This is a genomic window from Neolewinella persica DSM 23188 (genome assembly GCF_000373105.1).
Classification (GTDB): Bacteria; Bacteroidota; Bacteroidia; order Chitinophagales; family Saprospiraceae; genus Neolewinella; species Neolewinella persica.
This window is the reverse complement of sequence record NZ_KB890458.1, coordinates 221,590-241,619: the sequence shown is the minus strand read 5'-3', so window position 1 is coordinate 241,619 and position 20,030 is coordinate 221,590. Positions and strand designations below refer to the sequence as shown.

The 20,030-nt window shown below is 49.5% G+C and carries 14 protein-coding genes and 1 other RNA gene; 7 read left to right on the top strand and 8 right to left on the bottom strand.

Annotated features, from left to right (window positions below; translation table 11 throughout):
* A complete protein-coding gene (locus tag B036_RS32535) occupies positions 1–846 on the bottom strand; it encodes an alpha-1,2-fucosyltransferase (protein WP_026232266.1) in 846 nt (281 codons plus the stop codon).
* A gap of 46 nt (positions 847–892) precedes the next feature.
* Positions 893–1,858, bottom strand: a complete 966-nt coding sequence (locus tag B036_RS0122800) for a glycosyltransferase family 2 protein (RefSeq protein WP_020571065.1) — start codon at positions 1,856–1,858, stop codon at positions 893–895.
* A 111-nt stretch (positions 1,859–1,969) separates the two neighbouring features.
* Between B036_RS0122800 and B036_RS32530 the strand changes: the two genes are divergently transcribed.
* Complete coding sequence (locus tag B036_RS32530) at positions 1,970–2,941, top strand: glycosyltransferase family 2 protein (RefSeq protein WP_020571064.1); 972 nt, start codon at positions 1,970–1,972, stop codon at positions 2,939–2,941.
* A gap of 42 nt (positions 2,942–2,983) precedes the next feature.
* Positions 2,984–3,874, top strand: coding sequence for a glycosyltransferase family 2 protein (locus B036_RS32525; RefSeq protein ID WP_020571063.1), 891 nt, complete (start codon positions 2,984–2,986; stop codon positions 3,872–3,874).
* Between the two features lie 53 nt (positions 3,875–3,927).
* On the opposite strand, the gene B036_RS0122785 is transcribed toward B036_RS32525, so the two are convergent.
* Positions 3,928–4,347 (bottom strand): DoxX family protein, encoded by a 420-nt coding sequence (locus B036_RS0122785; protein ID WP_026232265.1) that lies wholly within the window; start codon positions 4,345–4,347, stop codon positions 3,928–3,930.
* A 72-nt stretch (positions 4,348–4,419) separates the two neighbouring features.
* Positions 4,420–4,515, bottom strand: an RNA gene (ffs, locus tag B036_RS33035) — signal recognition particle sRNA small type.
* Positions 4,516–4,652: 137 nt separating this feature from the next.
* Between ffs and B036_RS33760 the strand changes: the two genes are divergently transcribed.
* The gene (locus B036_RS33760; RefSeq protein ID WP_157472329.1) at positions 4,653–4,892 is read left to right on the top strand and encodes an acyltransferase family protein; all 240 of its coding nucleotides are present in this window, start codon (positions 4,653–4,655) and stop codon (positions 4,890–4,892) included.
* 165 nt (positions 4,893–5,057) lie between these two features.
* Here the strand turns inward: B036_RS33760 and B036_RS0122775 are convergent, their stop codons facing one another.
* Together B036_RS0122775 and B036_RS0122770 are read right to left on the bottom strand one after the other, a co-directional pair.
* Complete coding sequence (locus B036_RS0122775) at positions 5,058–5,774, bottom strand: gluconate 2-dehydrogenase subunit 3 family protein (protein WP_020571060.1); 717 nt, start codon at positions 5,772–5,774, stop codon at positions 5,058–5,060.
* On the bottom strand, positions 5,774–7,510 hold the full coding sequence (locus B036_RS0122770) for a GMC family oxidoreductase (protein WP_020571059.1): 1,737 nt from the start codon (positions 7,508–7,510) through the stop codon (positions 5,774–5,776). Before B036_RS0122770 ends, B036_RS0122775 begins: the two co-directional genes overlap by 1 nt.
* A gap of 251 nt (positions 7,511–7,761) precedes the next feature.
* On the opposite strand from B036_RS0122770, the gene B036_RS0122765 reads away from it, so the two are divergent.
* Positions 7,762–8,214, top strand: coding sequence for an energy transducer TonB (locus tag B036_RS0122765; RefSeq protein WP_020571058.1), 453 nt, complete (start codon positions 7,762–7,764; stop codon positions 8,212–8,214).
* Between the two features lie 39 nt (positions 8,215–8,253).
* On the opposite strand, the gene B036_RS0122760 is transcribed toward B036_RS0122765, so the two are convergent.
* Complete coding sequence (locus B036_RS0122760) at positions 8,254–8,985, bottom strand: pyridoxine 5'-phosphate synthase (protein ID WP_020571057.1); 732 nt, start codon at positions 8,983–8,985, stop codon at positions 8,254–8,256.
* Between the two features lie 518 nt (positions 8,986–9,503).
* Between B036_RS0122760 and B036_RS0122755 the strand changes: the two genes are divergently transcribed.
* On the top strand, positions 9,504–14,366 hold the full coding sequence (locus B036_RS0122755; protein WP_020571056.1) for a translocation/assembly module TamB domain-containing protein: 4,863 nt from the start codon (positions 9,504–9,506) through the stop codon (positions 14,364–14,366).
* Positions 14,367–14,639: 273 nt separating this feature from the next.
* On the opposite strand, the gene B036_RS0122750 is transcribed toward B036_RS0122755, so the two are convergent.
* Positions 14,640–15,638, bottom strand: coding sequence for a hypothetical protein (locus B036_RS0122750; RefSeq protein WP_044103550.1), 999 nt, complete (start codon positions 15,636–15,638; stop codon positions 14,640–14,642).
* A 518-nt stretch (positions 15,639–16,156) separates the two neighbouring features.
* Between B036_RS0122750 and B036_RS0122745 the strand changes: the two genes are divergently transcribed.
* Together B036_RS0122745 and B036_RS0122740 are read left to right on the top strand one after the other, a co-directional pair.
* Positions 16,157–17,218 (top strand): PorP/SprF family type IX secretion system membrane protein, encoded by a 1,062-nt coding sequence (locus tag B036_RS0122745; protein WP_044103547.1) that lies wholly within the window; start codon positions 16,157–16,159, stop codon positions 17,216–17,218.
* A 20-nt stretch (positions 17,219–17,238) separates the two neighbouring features.
* Positions 17,239–19,995, top strand: coding sequence for a PD40 domain-containing protein (locus tag B036_RS0122740; protein WP_020571053.1), 2,757 nt, complete (start codon positions 17,239–17,241; stop codon positions 19,993–19,995).
* Positions 19,996–20,030 lie beyond the last annotated feature (35 nt).

Genomic DNA, 20,030 nt, shown 5'->3' with positions numbered 1-20,030 from the left:
CTAATTTGGCACCTTCAACCAACGTTCCGGCACCACATCTCTGTAGTCGAATTCATCCGTCCCGAACCAACGCTCCGGGGCCATGATAACTGACCCCGTTCGTTCGCCCAGCCAGGCTGCCCACCAGGCGAAAGTACTGTTGGGGATAATGTAATGATGGCATTGCGCCATGAGTTGGAGGTAATTTCCGAACTTTGGCCCAGCGTGATCGTGGCCAACAATTACTACGTCATGAAAATCTGCAAAGAACTCACGGCACCAGACAAGGTCGTCTGAAAAGAGAAAAAAACGAGCGCCTGAAAATCGCTCTCTCATCTGCTGAATGCAATTTTCGTAGTAAGTTTCATCCGTCACGTTATGCGTAGGAGACGCTAAGTAATCCTTCCTGCGAATATTCAGACAAACTGAATCTTCTTTCCTGATTTCTCTGGCTAAACTTTCACTTTGAGGTTGTATTGAATGCTGAAAAGCGAAATCTTTCCTGATCGTATTGGCAACCTCCGAGAAGTAACGTTCACTTTGCCAATATCCCTGATAAATTACGTTGTCAGGCGGACTATCAAGTAAAGTGTTGTCTACTGAAAACGATTTTTCCATATAAACGGGATAGCCTTTTCTAGCCAGATCTCGCACGACCTGACTCCAGCGGTATTTCCCCGGAGCATAGAGTATTCGCAGACTAGTGGGGTTACAGTGGTAAGCTGGAGACAGCTTAAAAATGTCAAGGTCGTACTCCCTTTTGATGTATCCATCGGGTGGTCTGGAGTCAAGAAGTATGGACAAATCGATACGTAATTTCACGTTCAGTTGAAGCTGAATCCGACGAGCGAAGGCATACTGGAACATTTGGTTACCTAAACCGGAATGTAGCCTTGAAATTACCATATTGAGATCATTTTTCGGAGTAAATCTTCCAATTATTCAGCAATCTGCCACTGGCAAAAGCCAGTTTAGAAGCAACCCGAAGTACTACATTTTGCCAATACCATTCGCGATGTTTGAATACCCAGCGAAGCAGGGTTACTGGCAGAACAATAAAGGTAGTCCTTAGAATTTCAAGCAGATACTCAGGAATACCGAAGCCAATAGCATTGGGTTCTACTAACCGACTTGCAACGCCATGTGAATAAGCGAATCTGAGTTGGCCACGGAACGTACACTTCCAGGGCTGTACGAGGTGCTCAATAACCAACTCCGGCGCATAATAGACCTGATGGTCATTCATTCTCAGGCGATGCTGCAACTCCGTTTCATCCGCCCAACCCACCTCTTTACCTTTCATTCCAAGTTCAGGGTCGAAGCCGCCCAAAGAAAGTACCGTATCCACCCTGACGCCGAAAAAACAACCGATCAGGTATTCATCAGCAGGCAAAATTCCAAACTTAGCGGCACGACCGGGAAAGGTCCCCACGCCCTGCTGTTGCACCAGCCAGGCAGGCGGAGGGTCGAGATACCAATGGTTAAATCGCCCGCCAAAGGCGGCGCCTGGCACTCGAGGAAGGTAAGTGAGAAAGTCCCGGATGAGATCCGGGGGGATAATGGTATCGTCGTCAAAATAAAGCACCCATGGGCTGGCAGCCTCCTGAAGTCCACGGTTTCTGGCATGAGAATGCCCCGTACGCTGTTCGTGTACGTATCGGGCGGGATAAGCAGCTACCAGATCCGCACAGGCCTCATCTCCTGCGTTATCGACTACGATCACCTCGTAGTCTTCTTTTTCTGCCGTTTGTATTCGAAGACTATCCAGACAAATTCTGAGCAGGTCCGGCCGGTTAAAAGTTGTTATTACTACTGATAATTGCATCAGGAATCCTGGCTTGGTAAATCGCTCGTTTAATTCGAGCAGGTTTAATTCCATCACAAGGTAAGTGCTTCTCGCCGCGAGACGGCAGCAACGGGAATTTTAGCCTGTATCTTTGTGGCATTACCCGACTGTGCGATAGCCCGCCTCCATCAAAATCCATACCCATTGCTGGTATCCATTATCATTCCTGCCCATAATGCCGCCGGTACGATCAAACGTACCATAGCATCCGCTCTTGTACAGGACCATCAGGATACCGAGCTCATTCTGGTTGACAATAATTCTTCCGATGGTACCCTGAAAATAATGGAAGCGGCAGCATTAGAGCATCCGGAAAAGATCAGGGTAAGTAATTGTCCGATTCAGGGCTGCAGTGCCGCCCGAAACTGGGGCATCAAACTGAGTAAAGGGGAATGGCTTCAGTTTCTGGACGCCGATGACGCTCTGGAGCCGGGAAAAATAAAGAACCAGGTTGCAGTAATTAAGGCCGACACCGGTTGGATCATCAGCCCTTACCGAATTCTCTTCCCGGACGGCAATATCCTGGTCAATATGCCGACAGCGGACCTCTGGAAAGGGCTCGTTTACCAGTACCGAACGGGTTACACCTGCTCAAATCTTTACCGCCGCGAATCTCTTGCCACCGTAGGTAACTGGAACGAAGCTTTACCCGACAACACCGACCCCTATCTCCACTTCGAGCTACTTAAAGCCGGTGTACCTCATCTGGTCACGCTGGCTGTAGAAACTAATTATTACCAACATAATGCTCCGGGGAGAGTTAGCACGAATAGTCCTGTAGCTGGTAACCAGCGGAGAATACATATGCTCGCCGAAGTTAACCAGTTTCTAAAGCACCACCAGCCTGACTATTGGGAACAGAACAGCAATTATTTTAGCGCAGCACTACTTAGCACTATCCGCATTCTGGCCACCCATGATTTATCTTTAGCGTTCGAGAATTACAGAAAATATTTTCATTCAACAGACCTCACTAGCTTGTTCGGGCAGCCCATGATCAGTAAGTCCTTTTTGCGGGCCTATCAACTACTTGGCTTCCGGAGGACTGAATGGTTACGCCTCCATGGTACATCCTGGCTCCCAACTGGCTTCAAAAACTGGTTAAAGACAACTTAGTAAAACCTCTCCCGATCCCCCGCAGCAATTAACAGAACAGACTTGGACCCCACTTTCTCCGTCATCATCCCTACCTACAACCGTGCCCGGTTCCTGCCGGAAACCATTCTTAGTGTGCAGGAGCAGGTGTTTGAGCAATGGGAGTTAATCATTGTAGACGATGGCTCGGAGGATAACACCAGGCAGGTCTGTATCCCCTACCTTAAAGACGAGCGCATCAGGTATGTGCATCAGGAAAATAGAGAACTGAACGGTGCACGAAATACCGGCGTCCGACACGCCAGGGGAGCCTTCTGCTGTTTTCTGGATGACGACGATCGTTTTCTTCCGAAGCACCTTGCTGCCTTAAGCTCGGCCATTCAAGTCCGGGGAGAGGAATACGGTATTTTCAGGGTAAACATGAAGCTACTTCGGGGAGAAAAGGCTATTCCTGCCCTACCCTTCCAAAACCACCGGGACAGCCTGATGCAGCATTGGGATAACCCGGGCAACCTCCTGCCACTGGCCATTAAGACTCACCTGCTGCGCCAGCAGCCATTCAATGAAGAAGACCTCCTCCTCGACGATTTTGTCTGGCTCAATGAGGCTCTGACAAAAACTGAACTCTTTCAATGCGAGCCAGCGACGGTCATATACGTTGAGCATGATGCCAGCCGTACGAGGACCTACCATTCGCTGGAGGTGCTACCTAAAATGGTGGACCGGTTGAAACAGGCTTATGCTCTGGAGGGAGTTGCATCGAGAGTTCCCGAAAAACTGCTCAAAAAAAGAATCCATCACCTTCACTTGCATCTTGCTCATCAGTTGAGTCGGCAGGGAAACCGCAGTAAAGCACTGGACACCTGGTTCCGGGCATTTGTAATGGCCAGAGGTTGTTTTATAAGGCAGTCGGGAAAGTCCTTAATTAAGGTATTGGTTGGCTACGGAAGATAACCGGGCATTTACACTGCTCCTCAAGCCATTTCCTGCACCTGCGGCCGCGCCTACTAAACCCCAGTCTTAGACACAAACATCCGGTAATCCAACGAGTATTTACCCGGACCCGTGATAAGCAAAACGATAGCCGCCACCGCGTACATAAGGGGAAAAGACATTTTTCCCCAGCCGTCGCCTGCGTGGGCAATAAATGCCGCTACCAGCATCGTAATGATGTAAGGGATGCAAGATAACCGGGTAAAGAAGCCCGCCGCAATCAGCAGGCCGCAAACAAATTCACCAAAAGTAGCCAGGACCAGACTTGGCCCAACACCAATACCGATCGGGTCGCCAAAACTCATGTTCCCGTCAAGGATTTTCATCAACTTGGGCAGGCCGTGGGCAAAAGCCATTTCAAGGCCAAACCACAGGCGGAGCACTAAAAGGCCGAGGTCAATATTTCCGTTTGTCATCTTTATTGCTTGTTGCATCTGCAGGATTCAAGACACCAGTCGCGCCATGAATGGGCAGGGGACTGGTCATAGAATCTCAATAATGGGCATAAAAATAGGCAGACGCACCGGTCGCTACAACCCTCTACCCTTGCTGCGTTTCCGCCCTGGGGGAGTTCAAGGGGAGCTGACCGTGCGCTGCCCGGCGCGAAGGTAGTACGGTATTTGATAGTTTGGTAGTGTTTCGCACTTTTTTTGCTACAAAGGGAATTTTTATTCTGGCCACGGGCAGTTTCCGCCATAGGTTTACCTTTAGGAATAAAGCCGTCACCTTAATCAGCCTCGTGTCTTATTCTGCATATTTAGTACATAACACCATTATTCTGGAGCTTATCGTTCACCGGATTGGCTGGAGTGAAATCGTCCCCGTCAAGTACTTGAACGTTTTGATTAAATACATATCGTATCTGGGCTTGACGCTGCTTGTCTCCATTCTTCTCTACAAATACGTTGAACTCCCGCTGATGAAAATCAGAGACAGTAAATGGATCAAAAACGGTTTAATGCCAAAGACAACGCAATAAAAAAGAGCCGATGGTCTTTCCGTACTTCTACGGAAGTACATTCTAGCCAAAAACAATGTCTCCCCGTACTTCTACGGAAGTACATTCTTGCTAAAAAAAGGACTCCCCCGTACTTCTACGGAAGTACATCTGACCCAAAAACACGAATCAAGACCTAAAGCAAGTCTAAGTGATCAAATTCATATCATCATCCCACTCCGCCTGGATGTCCCGTTTACTCTGGTCTACATAGAGTGGCAGGTATTTCGGATCGTAAGCCAGGTCGTGCTTATCCAGGACTTCCTGCGGGACGCCGTCCCAAACATTGGGAGAATTACCTTGGTAGTCGAGTGTTTTAATGCCTTCCTTACTGGTAAAGTAGCCCGTTAGCGTCAAATAACGAACGCGGTCAAAGAAGGCAGCTCCGGCTTCAAATTCCGTGCCTTCTGCATCTTCCGGGTAAGCAATGTCGTCAATAATCTCGATGCGTTCTGCGGGCGTGAGGTCTGCAAAATATCGCTCGAAGCGCCGACCTGCCTCGATGTTCAGCCAGCCAAGGCCACCCCGAAGAATGCCCTGGTAATAATCCGGCAGGTCAAGGGCCATGAATTCGAAGAAATCAACAACGCCGGTATCCGTTGCTTTAGGTTCCGTTTCCGTCCCTGGGGCAATGATGTCCGCCAGAATGCCCAGATCGGTCTTTTCAGCGTCGGTAAAGAAGTTATCCGCAGCAATTCGGGCATCATGCTTGATTTCGTGCGGAAAGCGCAGGCCATAGCCTGCGGGTTCTGCGGCCACGGCTCCGGCCTCCACCGCAGGAGATTCACAACTGGTGGCATTGCCCAACAGCGCAGCGCCCGCTGCTCCGGCCAGGAGGTTTTTGAGGGTTGTTCTGCGATTCATCAGATGTTCATTTTTTTGCGTTCGGAAATGATGTGGTCGGCGGCCCGCATGGCTAGGGCCATGATGGTCCAGGTTGGATTTTTGTCCGCCTGCGAGGTAAAGACCGAAGCGTCGGTCAGGTAAAGGTTGGGTACCTCGTGCAATGCACTGTGCTTATTGGTCACCCCTTTTTTGGGATCATTGTGCATGCGTGCCGTGCCTACTTCGTGGATGATTGCACCGGGGGGCAGCAACCCGTGGTCCTTTTCATACGACGGGATTTCATCGTCGAAGAGTTTCCCGCCCATGTTGGTAAGTATCTCCCGGATAGACTCGTGCATATGCTTTGCCTGTAACCGTTCGTGGTCGCTCCATTTATAATGGAACCGGAGGGTGGGAATTCCCCACTGATCGACCTTACCAGGATCAATTTCACAGTAATTATCGTAAAGTGCCACCGCTTCACCACGACCGGCAAAGCCAACCACCGCGCCATAATGCGCTTTCACCTCTTTCATCAGCGGGTTACCGTAGCCGCCGGGTTTATACCCCAGCATCTTCTGGATGTCCTTATGGCCACCGCCGAAACCGTAGCTCGGCATGCCCATCCCACCGTAAACTTCCAGGTGATAGCCACGTGGAAAGTCAAGTTTTTTGTTCTTGCCCCACCAGGGTGCGTAAACGTGCATTCCACCTACACCGTCTTCATTATACCGATCCCGGTCCATCAGACTGGGGATGAAAGCACTGGTTCCCGCTCCGGTACTATCGTGCAAGTAACGCCCCAGGGTGCCGGAGCTATTGCCAAGGCCGTTGGTATGGCCGGGGGCTTTGGAGTTCATCAAAAGACGGGAAGTTTCACAGGCGGAGGCCGCCAGCACGATCACTTTTCCCTTTATTTGGTACTCTCGCCGATCATCTTTACTAATGTAGCTTACGGCGGTCGCTTTACCATTGCCGTCAGTTATGACCTCCCGGGCCATGGAATTGACGTACAGGTCCACCTGGCCGCCCTTACCTTCTTTTCCATTTTTCATGGCGGGGAAGATCAGTACGGTACCGGCGCTGAAATCAGCGTACACGGAACAGGCTCGGGAACACTGCCCGCAATAGAAGCATACGCCCCGATCCTTGTTGATTCGTTTGGTCACCATACTCAGGCGCCCGGGGTACATCGGGATACCGGTCTTGGTGGCTCCTTTCACCGCCATCAGTTCGTGCAGGCGGGGTTTAGGTGGTGGCAAAAAGAACCCATCCGGGTCGTTTGGCAGGCCTTCGTTGGTTCCGAATACACCGACCATCTTGTCCAGTTTATCGTAGTAGGGCTTGACTTCATCATAAGTTATGGGCCAGTTCTCACCCAGACCATCCAGGTCCTTACGGTGAAAATCGTCCGGTCCGAACCGCAGGCTTATCCGGCCCCAGTGGTTGGTCCGGCCGCCCAGCACGCGGGTTCGCCACCAACTAAACTTGGTATCTCCAACGGTGGAATAGGGCTCTCCCTCAACGTTCCACCCTCCGTATCCAGCGTGAAAATCACCAAAGGAGCGTAGGGTTCCTGCGCCACGGCGTGGGCTTTCCCACGGCCAACGGAGTTGGGTCTTTTGTTTAGGGTCAGCGGGGTCAAAATAGGGGCCTGCTTCAATGATGGCAATGTTAAGACCGGCTGCGGCCAGACGGTTGGCCGTCATTCCTCCTCCAGCTCCAGAACCGACGATCACCGCGTCGTATTCTTTATCGTTTTTCTTTATCTGCACTGATCGGCTTTTGATGAGCGTCCAATATAAGCCATGACTACTCCATTTCCATATAGAACTGGCGTCTTCTTTTAAGGCGCGGACGCAGGTGCAGAAAAAAGGTAAAAGGGAGCAAGGAAAAGGTTAAAGGTTATCTGCTGACGAAGCAGTAATTCTACTAAGTGATCTGTTTCACCATTGCAAAGAGAGTTTAGCAGACGGTTTCCCTACCTTAGCAACAATTATAGCTCCTTCACTAACTTCTTCGCTCCATGGCCAAAAATCGCCCCACTCACGTCTCCAAACCTGTCTATCCTGGTGGGTTAGCGGCCATGAAAAAATTTGTAGCGCAGCACCTGAAGTACCCTAAGGCCGCAATGGAGGCTAAGGTGGAGGGAACCGTACTCATTCGCTATGGTCTTGATTACCGGGGAAAAGTAACCGACGTGAAGGTGAAAAAAGGACTCGGTCATGGGTGCGACGAAGAAGCCCTGCGCGTCGTCAAGCTACTCCGGTTCACCGTCCCCCAAAACAATAAAAAAAAGGTGCGGATTCATCAGGACATCAACATCCACTTTAAACTGCCCAAGCAAAAGCCTAAAAAGGCCGGTAACATCCAGCAAGTGAATATTTCTTATACCGCCTCAAGCGGCAAGGTCAGTGGCAAAGTCGTCGGTAAGCCGCCGCAACCAGGTGGCGGATACACATATACCATCGAGTGGTAAAACGGGGTTTGAGTCAGGAGAACGGTCCAACCCTTTAAATTAACCTATTGTGTCGGCGTTGTGTAGGCACCGCAGATACATCTGAATGGTGTTGGCTAATCCGTAGTATAGTGCGTCGGAGACCAACGCATGCCCGATGCTAACTTCCTGAAGACCTGGCATTCGTGCAGCGAAGAAGGTTAGGTTATCCAAATTGAGGTCATGCCCGGCGTTGATGCCTAAGCCTGCATCTGCGGCAAATAAACAGGCTTTCGTAAATGGAGCAACTGCTGCGGCGCGATCCTTGGAGTAGTCGTGGGCAAACGGTCCGGTGTAGAACTCGATCCGGTCAGTTCCCACCATTTTAGCCCCTTCTATCATTTTTTCTTCAGGATCAACAAAAATGGAACTTCGGATTCCTGCATCCCGGAGTCGGCCGATGGTTTTTTTAAGAAATTCTGCTTTCCCTACGGTATCCCAACCGTGATCACTGGTCAGTTGACCAGGTTCATCCGGTACCAGCGTTACCTGGTCCGGGCGCTGTGCAAGTACCACTTGCATAAATTTCTCTGTAGGGTAACCTTCAATGTTTAACTCGGTAGTGGTTACTTCCTTAAGGGCTGCTACATCGGTGTAGCGGGCATGCCTTTCGTCGGGTCGGGGGTGAATGGTAATCCCCTGTGCGCCAAACCGCTCACAATCAATCGCAACCTGTACCAAACTTGGATAGTCCGCCCCCCTGCTGTTTCTGATGAGGGCTACTTTGTTGAGGTTAACGGAAAGACGAACCATAAGCGGAAAAGTATTATTAAGGTGAGTTGAGTTACGCTGCGTCCTATCGGGGTGGGCGCGAACGCAGGTGCAAGGTACGCTTTTGGGCGATCTGAGGATAATCCGGTGTGGCTTTGTCTGCTTCTTCAGTCCCTTCCCTGCACCTGCGGCCGCGCCTAAAGAAGTTGCTGGGTCGCTTCGCTCCCGGTGCAGGGTCGCTTTGCTCCCGTTGCTGGGTCGCTTCGCTCCCGTTGCTGGGTCGCTTCGCTCCCGTTGCAGGGTCGCTTCGCTCCCGTTGCAGGCCAGTCACTTCGCTCCTTGTCGCAGGTTGCAGCTACCGCACCGGGCAGCTCACTTCGTTCGTTTTGAAAAGTTTTTGTCGAAAAACATCAAATTCCACCCTGTAACCCCTGCAACAGGAGGAAGCTACTCTGCCCCCGTTAAACCCCGGTTAAATCCCACTGCCAGCATTAACCACCCTCCAGGAAAAAACGTTCTTGTATATAAGGTCTCTGCAAACCTTATCTTCGCCCCCCGAAATGAGCCAAAAAGTTGAAAATAATGTGCCTCCACCTCCAACTCGCCCCAAGCGGCGAGCCTGGAAATTAGCGCGCAGAATCTTCCTCGGTCTGACCTTCCTCTTCGTTGCGCTGGTGTTAATACTGCAGTTACCTGCGGTTCAAAACTGGTTGGCCAGGCAGGTAACCGCCTCCCTGGAACGGACGCTTGAAACCCGGGTTTCGGTTGACAACGTACACATCTCCTGGCTCGATGAAATGACCATCGAGGGGTTGTTTATTGAGGACAAGTACGGAGACACCCTGCTGTATGGTAAGACCATTGCTGCCGATTTTGCCTTGTTTAACGGCCTTGTCATCGAATCAATTCTGATAGCAGACACTCAATTTAAGATCCGACGTGACCTCGGGGATCCGGAAAGCAACCTCGAAACTGCGCTCCAGAAGTTGTTCCCTCCTTCCGACGTGAAGTCCAATCCGCTGAACCTTAAGCTTAACCGACTTGACCTTCAGCGTATTTCCTTCCTACAAAACGACAGCGTCAGGGGGCAACGTTTTGACGTCAGCCTGCAATCAGCGGTGGCCCGGATAAGCGACCTCGACCTCCCCAACAAAATTATCCGTATTGCCAGTGCTGAATTACGAAGCCCGCGCGTAAAGCAGACCAGCATTCCTCCAACTCCCATCACCGACCTCAGGGACAGCCTGCTACGGGAGCTTGACGAGAACATCGTCGATACTAACGAGACCTACCTGCATATCCTGGCCAACAGTATTGAGATTATTGATGGTGTATTTGACCTGGACAACTTCCGAAAAGCACCGATTGACGAAAGTGACATTTCGGCGGTGGATTTCGCGCGCCTCGGCACCCGCAATATTGATATGGAACTGACGGAGGTCGATTTCTACAAAGCCATTTTTACCGGAAAGCTAAAACACCTCAGCCTGGAAGAAAAGTCAGGCTTCGTCCTGGACCGGCTAAGTGTCCAGGACTTAAAGATCACCCCTACCCTGCTTCAGTTGTACGACCTTAAGCTGGAGACGGCGGAGAGTTCTCTCTCCGACAGCCTGCGGTTCAGTTTCCCCGGAGGCTGGAGCAGTTGGTCGGAGTTCAACGACCGGGTTAGTTTGAACGTACGGGTGAAGGATAGTGAAGTTGCCGTGAGGGACATTCTCTACTTTGCCCGTAACCTGCGCTTCAACCAGTTTTTCCGGGACAATCGCCGGCAAAAGATCAACATCGGCGGTCATTTCAGCAGCCGCGTCAACAACCTGCGTGGCAAAGACATCAAACTTGCCCTCGATAATTATACCCGACTGGAAGGAAGTTTCAGTTCCCGTAATCTGACGAAAAAGGGATCTGAAGCCCTTAACCTTCAACTTCGCCAGCTGACGACCAACATGAATACGTTGCGCCGGCTTATCCCTGCCTTCACCCCTCCGGAAAATTTCGACCGGCTTGGCAGGTTAAATTTCAATGGCACCTTTGACGGCTTTTTCACCGATTTTGTGTTCAACGGTAACCTGAAGACGGATATCGGGCAAACAACCGTCGATATGAAACTGGTGACGGCCAATAAGTACAACCCCGCTACCTACCGGGGTGCCCTCAGCCTTGATGACTTCAACCTCGGCACCTGGCTCGGCAACCCACAGTTTGGTACCATCAGCCTCAATGGCACCATTAATAACGGCATCGGCCTGGAAGCCAATACTGCGAAAGCAGACCTGGAGGCTACGATCAGGGATTTCACCTTCAGGGATTATACCTACCAAAATGCCGTAATTGACGGCCGGCTGGAGGACCGGTTCTTCGACGGAAGTTTTACCATTGCCGATGACAACATCGACTTTAGCTTTCTCGGAGAACTCGACTTTCGGGACTCCATCCCCACCTTTGACTTCGACGCTTCGGTGGGAGAACTGGATTTGTACCGCCTCAATCTCAGCAAAAAGCCCATTGCGCTTTCCGGTAATATTGACCTTAACCTCATCGGCACCGATTTTAGTGAAATGGAGGGTCGGGTCGAGTTGGACAGCTTTGAGGTTAAGGTTGACACCGTGGTGATCGAAATCGACAGCCTGCTGGCCTACAGCAATTTCAACCAGGCGGGGCAAAAAGTAGTTAAGCTGGAAAGTGACATTGCCCAGGCAGAGCTCATCGGGCGCTTCGATCTCGACGAGGTAACCAGCAGCCTGATTAGTTTTCTGGTCGACTATTATCCTAAATGGGCCAGCAGGTTAAACATCGCGCCTCCCCGCCGGTTTCCTGCGCCAAACCGCTTCAGCTTTGACCTTAAAATACTTGACTCCAGAGGTTTAAACCGACTAATTACACCCAAACTGGGCGCTTTGGTAGACGTAAACCTTCGGGGGAGCTATGATGGATTCGTTGATTCCATTGACCTTGAGTTTACCGCGCCCAACCTCTACTTTGAAGATTTTCAATTTACCGACTGCATCCTCAGAGCCAGCAGCGACCGTGGAGAAGGCGGCCTCGATTTTGCCGTAGGTTCAACGATTGTAAACAAGCGCCCACTCCTTAATAAGATCACTCTCCTGAGCCTTATCGATAATGACCTTATTGACTTTGGCATTACTTACGGAGGAGATAAGGATAATATCCTTTTAGAGAAGATAGAACTTGACGGAGAGTTAAGCCTTCCCGACAGCCTGAATTTTGAACTACGGTTTGACGAGTCTGAGCTGAAGCTATTTCAGCAGCGCTGGAATATTCGCAGTAACAATTACATCGTTTTCGGACCTGATTATATTGACACCCAAAACTTCGCACTTCGGAGCGGCCGTCGGAGTATCCGGCTGAACAAATTCGGGGAGAGAGGCCTGGACCTGGACCTTGTCAACATGGATCTTTCGCTGATCGATTCCATCTGGGACTATCCACAATTAAATTTCAGCGGAGACATTGACGTAAATATTTCCGTAGCAGACGTTTTCCGGCAAAAGGGTCTACGCGCCCAGGTTCGGTCCGATACTTTCCTGATGAACGGAGACGACTACGGCTACCTCCGCATTGATGCTTCTGCCCCAACGCCTAAAAGTAAACTAACTACCTACCTCAACCTCAACCGGGACACCTCCCAGCTAATTGCCGAAGCTACTTACAACCTTGCCGACCTGGTAAACAGTGACCCGCTACCAAAACAGCAAAAAAATTACCTTGATCTAAGTATAAACATCAATGGCTATCCACTTGATATTGCCAGGTATTGGGTAGGAGGATCCGTATCGGACATTACGGGGCAGTTCAACGCTGAACTGAAAGTTGCCGGTCCGCCAAAAGAGCTGGACGTCAGCGGCTACATCAATCCTTTAGGCGGTGCCTTTACAATTGATTACCTCCAGACCCGCTACCGTTATTATCAGAGCATCGTCAAAATCAACAACAGCCTGTTCGACCTGACCGGTACCCGCCTGATTGATCGGTATGGCAACGGAGCCACCTTAAGTGGCGGCATCACCCACAACCGTTTGAAAAACCTTGGCTTAAAAGCTCAGATCAATACTAACCGGTTCCTTGCCCTTGATCTGGCTCCCGGTCAAAACCCCAACTTCTACGGCATTGCTATCGGAAGTGGCGCAGTATTCTTTACGGGGAATTTCCGGCAACCCGATATATACGTCAGGGCAACCGTGGGCAGCGATTCCCGCTTGTCTATTCCCGTAGACTATGGTTCGGAAGCAGGCCCGATCGATAACGTACGCTTCGTCAACCGGGGGGTTTACCAGGAGGAAGACGACTCAGAAACAGCTCAGGTGCCTACGGGAGTCAGCCTGGAGATGGAACTGACCGTAACCGATGAAGCGATCGGGGAAATAATCTTTGACGAAGAAGTTGGAGATATTCTTCGGGGGCAGGGCAACGGGAACCTTCGTTTACTCATCCCCCGCGACGGTGATCTGGAAATGTTCGGCACCTTTACCATTGCCAAAGGAAACTACCTTTTCACCTTTGCCAACATCATTAATAAGGAGTTTTCCGTTCGGTCGGGTGGAACAGTTACCTGGACTGGAGATCCATTTGAGGCCCTGATCGACATTGAAGCTGATTATGAGAACCTGAAAGCACCGATCCTGAATTTCATTCAGGAGTACCTGGTCACCGACGTCTCCAATACCCTAACGACCGACGCAAGTCGGGCCACCGACATCGACCTGACACTGGGCCTCTCAGGCATTCTCACCAAGCCCGACATCAGTTTCGACATTGGATTCCCTAACCTCGATGGCCAATTGGAAAGCTACGCCAACAATAAACGACGGCTTCTGCTCCTGGACCCCAATGAACTGAACCGTCAGGTTTTCGGTCTCATCGTTGCGGGGCAGTTCCTTCCTTCGGACCTTTCCTTCAGCGGTGCAGACGTAGTAGTTAACACCGTCAGCGAGTGGCTGTCAAACTACGTCAGTTTATTACTTAATGACCTCGTTCGTGACGCATTTGGGGAGGAAGCCTTCATCTCCACGCTTGATTTTGATGTTGCGTACAATAGTTATCGTAACGCCAGTCTAAGTAATTCAACCTCCAACACCAGAGGTTCCGCTTTTGAATTCTCTGTGAGCAAGGATTTTAATAATCGCCTCACGTTGCGCCATGATCTCAATGTGTTTAATAATGATGCCTTCGCAAGTTCTACCTCATCCGGCACCTTTGTGGGCAATAACCTTGTACTCGAGTATTACCTCAATGATGCCAGAACCCTCAAATTGAGGGGTTATGAGCGTCTGGAACCAGATATTGCCGGTGGCCGAAGGCTTCAGGTTGGTACCGGCCTTAGCTGGCGACGGGAATTTGACAGCCTGAAGGAGTTCTTTTCCAGCTTCAAAAAGAACGTTCGCAGGCAGAACGGTATTCAGGAATAAGGTCTCAGCTACCTGAGTCCGTCCACATCTTAGGCAGGTCTTTAGAGGGGCGCGGTCGCAGGATGCCGTGAAGGGATAAAGAAGCAGGCCCCATGCGTACCTCTTTTCGTAACCACCAGTTCCAACCCTGATCCTGGAAGCAAATGCTGCCAGGCTTAGATGATCAACGCAAATCAAGGGCTAAGCCCTGATACTTTCGTCAATAAAAAAAGGAGTAAACCGGGTAGGCTTACTCCTTTTTAATTGGGAATCTTGAATCAATGTACTTAGGTCCTACCGGCGTACAGTTGGCCGTAGGTTACCACCACCATTTTGGCGGGCTTTGTCAGCGATGGTACGGGTAACTCCGTTACCGGAGACGTCGTCTCCAAGAATAGAATCGTTACCGACGAAAGAGCAGTTCTCTAAAACCGGTTCGGTTTCACCGTTGTCGTTCTTAATGTTGTAGATCGCGGCACCATTCATCAAGGAAGTATTGTTGATAAAATCACAACCAATCAACAGTGGGCTTGCACTACCGTTAGAGCCATTGTTTGTCATCCCTGCGCCGGAGTTACTGCTATTGTCTTCAAAAATGCAGTCCCGAAAGATTGGACTGGCAACGGAAGCCATCCCCTTATTGTATACAGCTCCACCGTTAAAGTCGGCAGCATTACGGTTAAACTTACAGTTGATGAAGGATGGGCGACCAGAGTCAACCAGTACCGCACCGCCGTTGTGAGCACGATTTTCCGTAAAAATGCAATTGACGATCAGGTGATTGGAAGGAGTGGAACCAGCCTTGATGTAAAGTCCGCCACCTGAGCTGCCTGAAGTAAGGCCTTCCTTAAAGTTACGGCTCGTACCGCCTGTGATGAGGAAACCATCAAGTGTGGAATTGTGATTCATGGAGGACTCCATGGTTACTACGGTGAAAGCGTTGTCGGCGTTAGCCGTGGGATCACCCATTTCTCCAGAGAAGGTAGAGAAGACACCTGCCTGCCGTTGTGAAAGATCAACTTCTGTACCGAGGAACCCACCGTATAGCTTCACCCCGGGGCGAATTACGAAGGTTGCTGCACGGCCCTTGGCTGCGTTAAGTTGATAAGTGCCTCGCTTTGTCCAGATTTCGTCGGAAGCAGTAGCGCGATCCAGAGCGACCTGGATGTTTGTGGCTTCAGCCCAACTCTTCCCTGATGCATTGGAAGCACCGTTTGGAGTTACGAAGAACCGCTCCGCCACACAAGTGAAGGAGAGTAAGAGGCATGATGTAAAGAGGAAGATTTGTTTCACGTTTAATCCATTGATTCTAGATCCCAAAAAAAAATACCGGTAACGACTGTAAAGTCGGAACTCGTCAAGAGGAAAGCATCATATGGAAAAACACAGAGATTGGGTTGCAAAGAGACAACCCTTTAACTAAGCTCTCCTTGTCAAAGGGAAAGCCAAAATCCGAAGGTGTTAATTGAATTTATTGGGTGCTTAAGAGTGTCAAACTAAAAAAATCATTACTGATTTGAGCACCAAAGTAGGCATTTCATCACACAAGTGTGCTAGTTGGCGCGAAATTAGCCAATAGACTTATGGAACGGTACAAAAAATATAAGGAGCGGTAGTATGGATTTTTCTCTAATTCGTTGTAGATTGCAGCGTATTCGGACTGAAATGGGAAAAAGGCACTTGAGCCGGCTGTTTAGAAACAAACCAACACAAACAAGGCACAATTGATATTTGTGTCTATACGTAATCCACGACTGCTACCCGTTTTATTGACCATGTTTACATCTTCCACTCCTCTAAGTCTATTTTCTATGCATCCCTTGCGCCTGCTAATGGCGGTGTTGCTTTTCGCAACACTGTCGGGTACCTGCTTTGCTCAGGATTTTCATTACTCCCAATTCTACAATGCTCCCCTTCATCTGAACCCAGCACTTACGGGAATATTCAGAGGAGACATCAGAGCGATGGGCAATTATAAGTCTCAATGGACAGATGTCCCGGTAGACTATAAGACCGTTACGCTTGCGGTAGATAAGAAGTTCCTTAAGGTTATCAATAAGGATGGCTTTTTCTCCGGTGGTGTCGTTTTTAATTATGACCGTGCTGGTGATAGTAAACTTACCTGGGCGAATCTTGACCTCAACCTTTCCTACACCAAGGTCTTCTCTCCCAAAGCCATACTTTCCGTTGGAGGTAAGGCAGCGCTGATCCAACGGTCTTTTGATCAGGGAAATCTCAGGTTCAATAACAACTTCGATGAATTACGCGGTGACGTTAATCTTGGATTACCTACTGGAGAAGCCTTTGACTCTGATGGTCACATTTTCCCGGACTTCAGTATTGGCATAAACCTTCGTTTGCAGTCAAAGCAGACCAGTGAGTTAGTTTTTCGGAATGACCGGAGGACCAAACTTGATCTAGGCGTTGCGCTGCATCACCTTCTCACCCCCGACCAGGCCTTCTATGACGACTTTAAGGTTCCTCTTGAACGACGGCTAAGTCCGTACGTGACCGGCACTTTACAAGTACTTCCTTCCGTTGATGCGGTTGCCGGCATCACTTATCAGAACCAGGGGTCGTTTTACGATGAATTAGTAATGATGCTGGGTGGCAAAGTATGGGTGAAGAATACACTGGGTAAACAAATCAGCCTGATGGCTGGCATGGGCCTTCGTCGCGATAAAATCCAGGATGCTTATTGGCCGACCTTTGAAGTGAGTTACAACAACCTCAAAGTAGGTTTGAATTATGATTTTAACACCAGCCAGTTTGACATCGCGACCGAGAACAGAGGCGGCATGGAATTGTCCGTACGCTACCTCATTAGAAAAGTCCGGCCGCTTCCTGAATTTAAGGTCTGCCCCTTAATCTAAACCCGCCCAATTAGATACCGATGAAAAGAATTTACATACTTACTACCTTTTTCCTCCTGTCATTAACGGGATTACAGGCTCAGACTCAGTCTTTCACTGGTTATATCGAAGCTGCGGATATGGCTTCCGCTCGCGATGACCACTATAATGCCTATCGGCTTTATGCCATTGCAGCAGAGGACGACTGGCAAGAAGATAATGAATACGAAGATCGAATTGGCGAAGTTTACTATAAAACCGGAACCGCCGCTTACCGGTCTACAGCCTATACAGAGGCTGAAAAATACCTGGTTAAACTGCAGAGTGACCCTAGCATTAGCAAGTACCCTCTTACTAAATACTACCTTGGTCAAGCAGTTTTCCGACAAGGAAGGTACGATCAGGCAGTTGCTTATTTCCAACAGTTCCTCGATGACCAGCCCCGGGCTCCGGAGGCTTACCGTTCTACAGCGTTGGCTCAGATAAATGATGCTGACTGGGCCATTGATGCCATGACTCGTGCAGAAGATATTCAGTTACGTCACCTTCCCGCGGGTATCAATACGCCTGATTCCGATATTATGTATACCCGCGGTCCTAACGGAACCCGTTACTTCTCTTCCAACAGCTTCGAATACAAGCAGGATTCTCTTACACCAAGACGGATGCTCAGCAGGATTCTTCGTCAAACGGGAGAAGCAACTGCAGTCCCATTGCCCGCTACAATCAATCTTCCTGGAAAGAATGTCGCCCATACAGCTTTTAACAAGGCAATGACAAAGGTCTACTACTCCGTCTGTGACTTCAGGAACTACGACGAGATGATCTGTGATGTCTATAGAGCTGATGTGGGTACGGACGGAAAATGGTCTAACCCCGTAAAGACCGACATCAACCAATCGAACTATAGCACTACACAACCAAGTATCGGGTTTGACGCGACTAAAGGTGGAGAATACCTGTATTTCGCATCAGATAGACCAGGTGGTCAGGGAGGTCTTGACCTATACCGTGCCTCTCTTTCTTCGGATGGAACAATTGGCACGCCGGAAAACCTTTCCTCCGTAAACACCGCAGGTGACGAAGCCTCTCCCTTTTGGTATGCTCCCCGTCAAACACTCTACTTCGCAACTAATGGCCGCTTCACTTTCGGTGGTCTTGACATATACAAATCCTTTCTGATCGACGGTAGATTTCGTCGCCCGGTAAATATTGGAGCGCCCATAAATACGTCCGCAGATGAGGCCTATTATACGCGTTTTGACGACCCGGACCAGGCTTACGTAAGTAGCCGTAAGCCGGATAGTGAAGCTATTTTCTATTCCAGCGAAAGAGATGTTTGTTGTTATGACCTTTATGAGTTCACGCCCGACCCCCGAATTGACTTACAGGCCTTGACTTTTAACAAGCTGACCAAAGATGAACTCATCGGAGCAACGGTTAAGTTATATAAGATTACTCCGGATGGACCGGAACTCATCGAAGAAGTTATCAACCTGGAGGACAACGAGTTCAATTTCAAAGTTGAGCAAGGTGCCATGTATCGATTGACGGCTGAAAAGGATGGCTTTACCAGTGTTATTGATGAGTTCGACCTTTCAAGCCCTGAATTGAAAGACCTGGCCTTCATTGAGCGCAGGCTTGAGCTTAATCCTAAAGTTGTTCTTGATGTATTCACCTTCAATAATGTAGATGAGTCCGAACTGCCCGGAACCACTATCAAACTGTTCACCGTTGGTGAAGATGGAAAGCTGACCCTGATTGAAGAAATCACTGATCCTTTAGCCAACGAAGGACATTTTGACCTGGAGATTGGTAAAAACTACCTGGTAGAAGCAACTAAGCCGGGTTTTGGCAAGGCTACTACCGAAGTTGACCTGCGTGGCTACGATCCGAATGACGGAGGTGGCAACATCAGACGTGATCTGTACCTGGGCCAATCATTGGAAGTATACGTCATTGACGGTCGGACCGACGAACCGCTGAGCAATGCTACGCTCAGACTCCTTAAAGCTGACGGCAGCCTGGTCTCGGAATCAACCAATACCGAAGGTAATGACTACTACTACACCGTTAACCTCGATCAACCTTTCGTGCTTAACACCAGTAGATCAGGTTATTTCCCACGGGTGGATACGCTTAGATTCACGCAGCAGGACTTAATTGATGGCGGAGGAAAACTTGTCTACTATGTACCACTATTTAGTGACGACATCAATGAATTCCTCCCTTTTGAAGTTTACTTCGATAATGACCACCCCGACCCGGATGCCATATCGTTGACAACAAAAATGGCTTACGACGAAACTTACCGCCCTTATGTAATGCGGCGCAATGACTTCAAAGCCGAAGCCAGTACGGACATGAGTACTGAAGACGCGTTCCTCGTTCGAGGCGACATTGATCAGTTCTTCGACCAGGAAGTAGAAGCTGGCTGGAAACAGCTTTCTCGTTTTTCCGATGCGCTGATTCTACATCTCCGTAGTGGTAAAAGCTTTACCCTTGAGCTTCAGGGGTACGCCAGTCCTCGTGCACCGACGGAATATAACCGTCGCTTAAGTGCCCGTAGAAATATGTCTCTGAAGAACTTCTTCCAGGAGTACCGTAATAAAGCACTTGCTAAGTTTATTAAGAGTGGACAACTCACCTTTACAGAAGCAGCTTTGGGTGAAACCACTGCTAACCTGGACAAGATTTATGAACGGATCGACAGAGAGCGCGAATCTATTTACAGTACGATCGCCTCTCTTGAACGCCGGGTAATGCTTCGCAATGGCTTATCCTCCAAGAAAAAATAACCTCCCTCCAGCCTTACAATTAAAGTATCGTAACC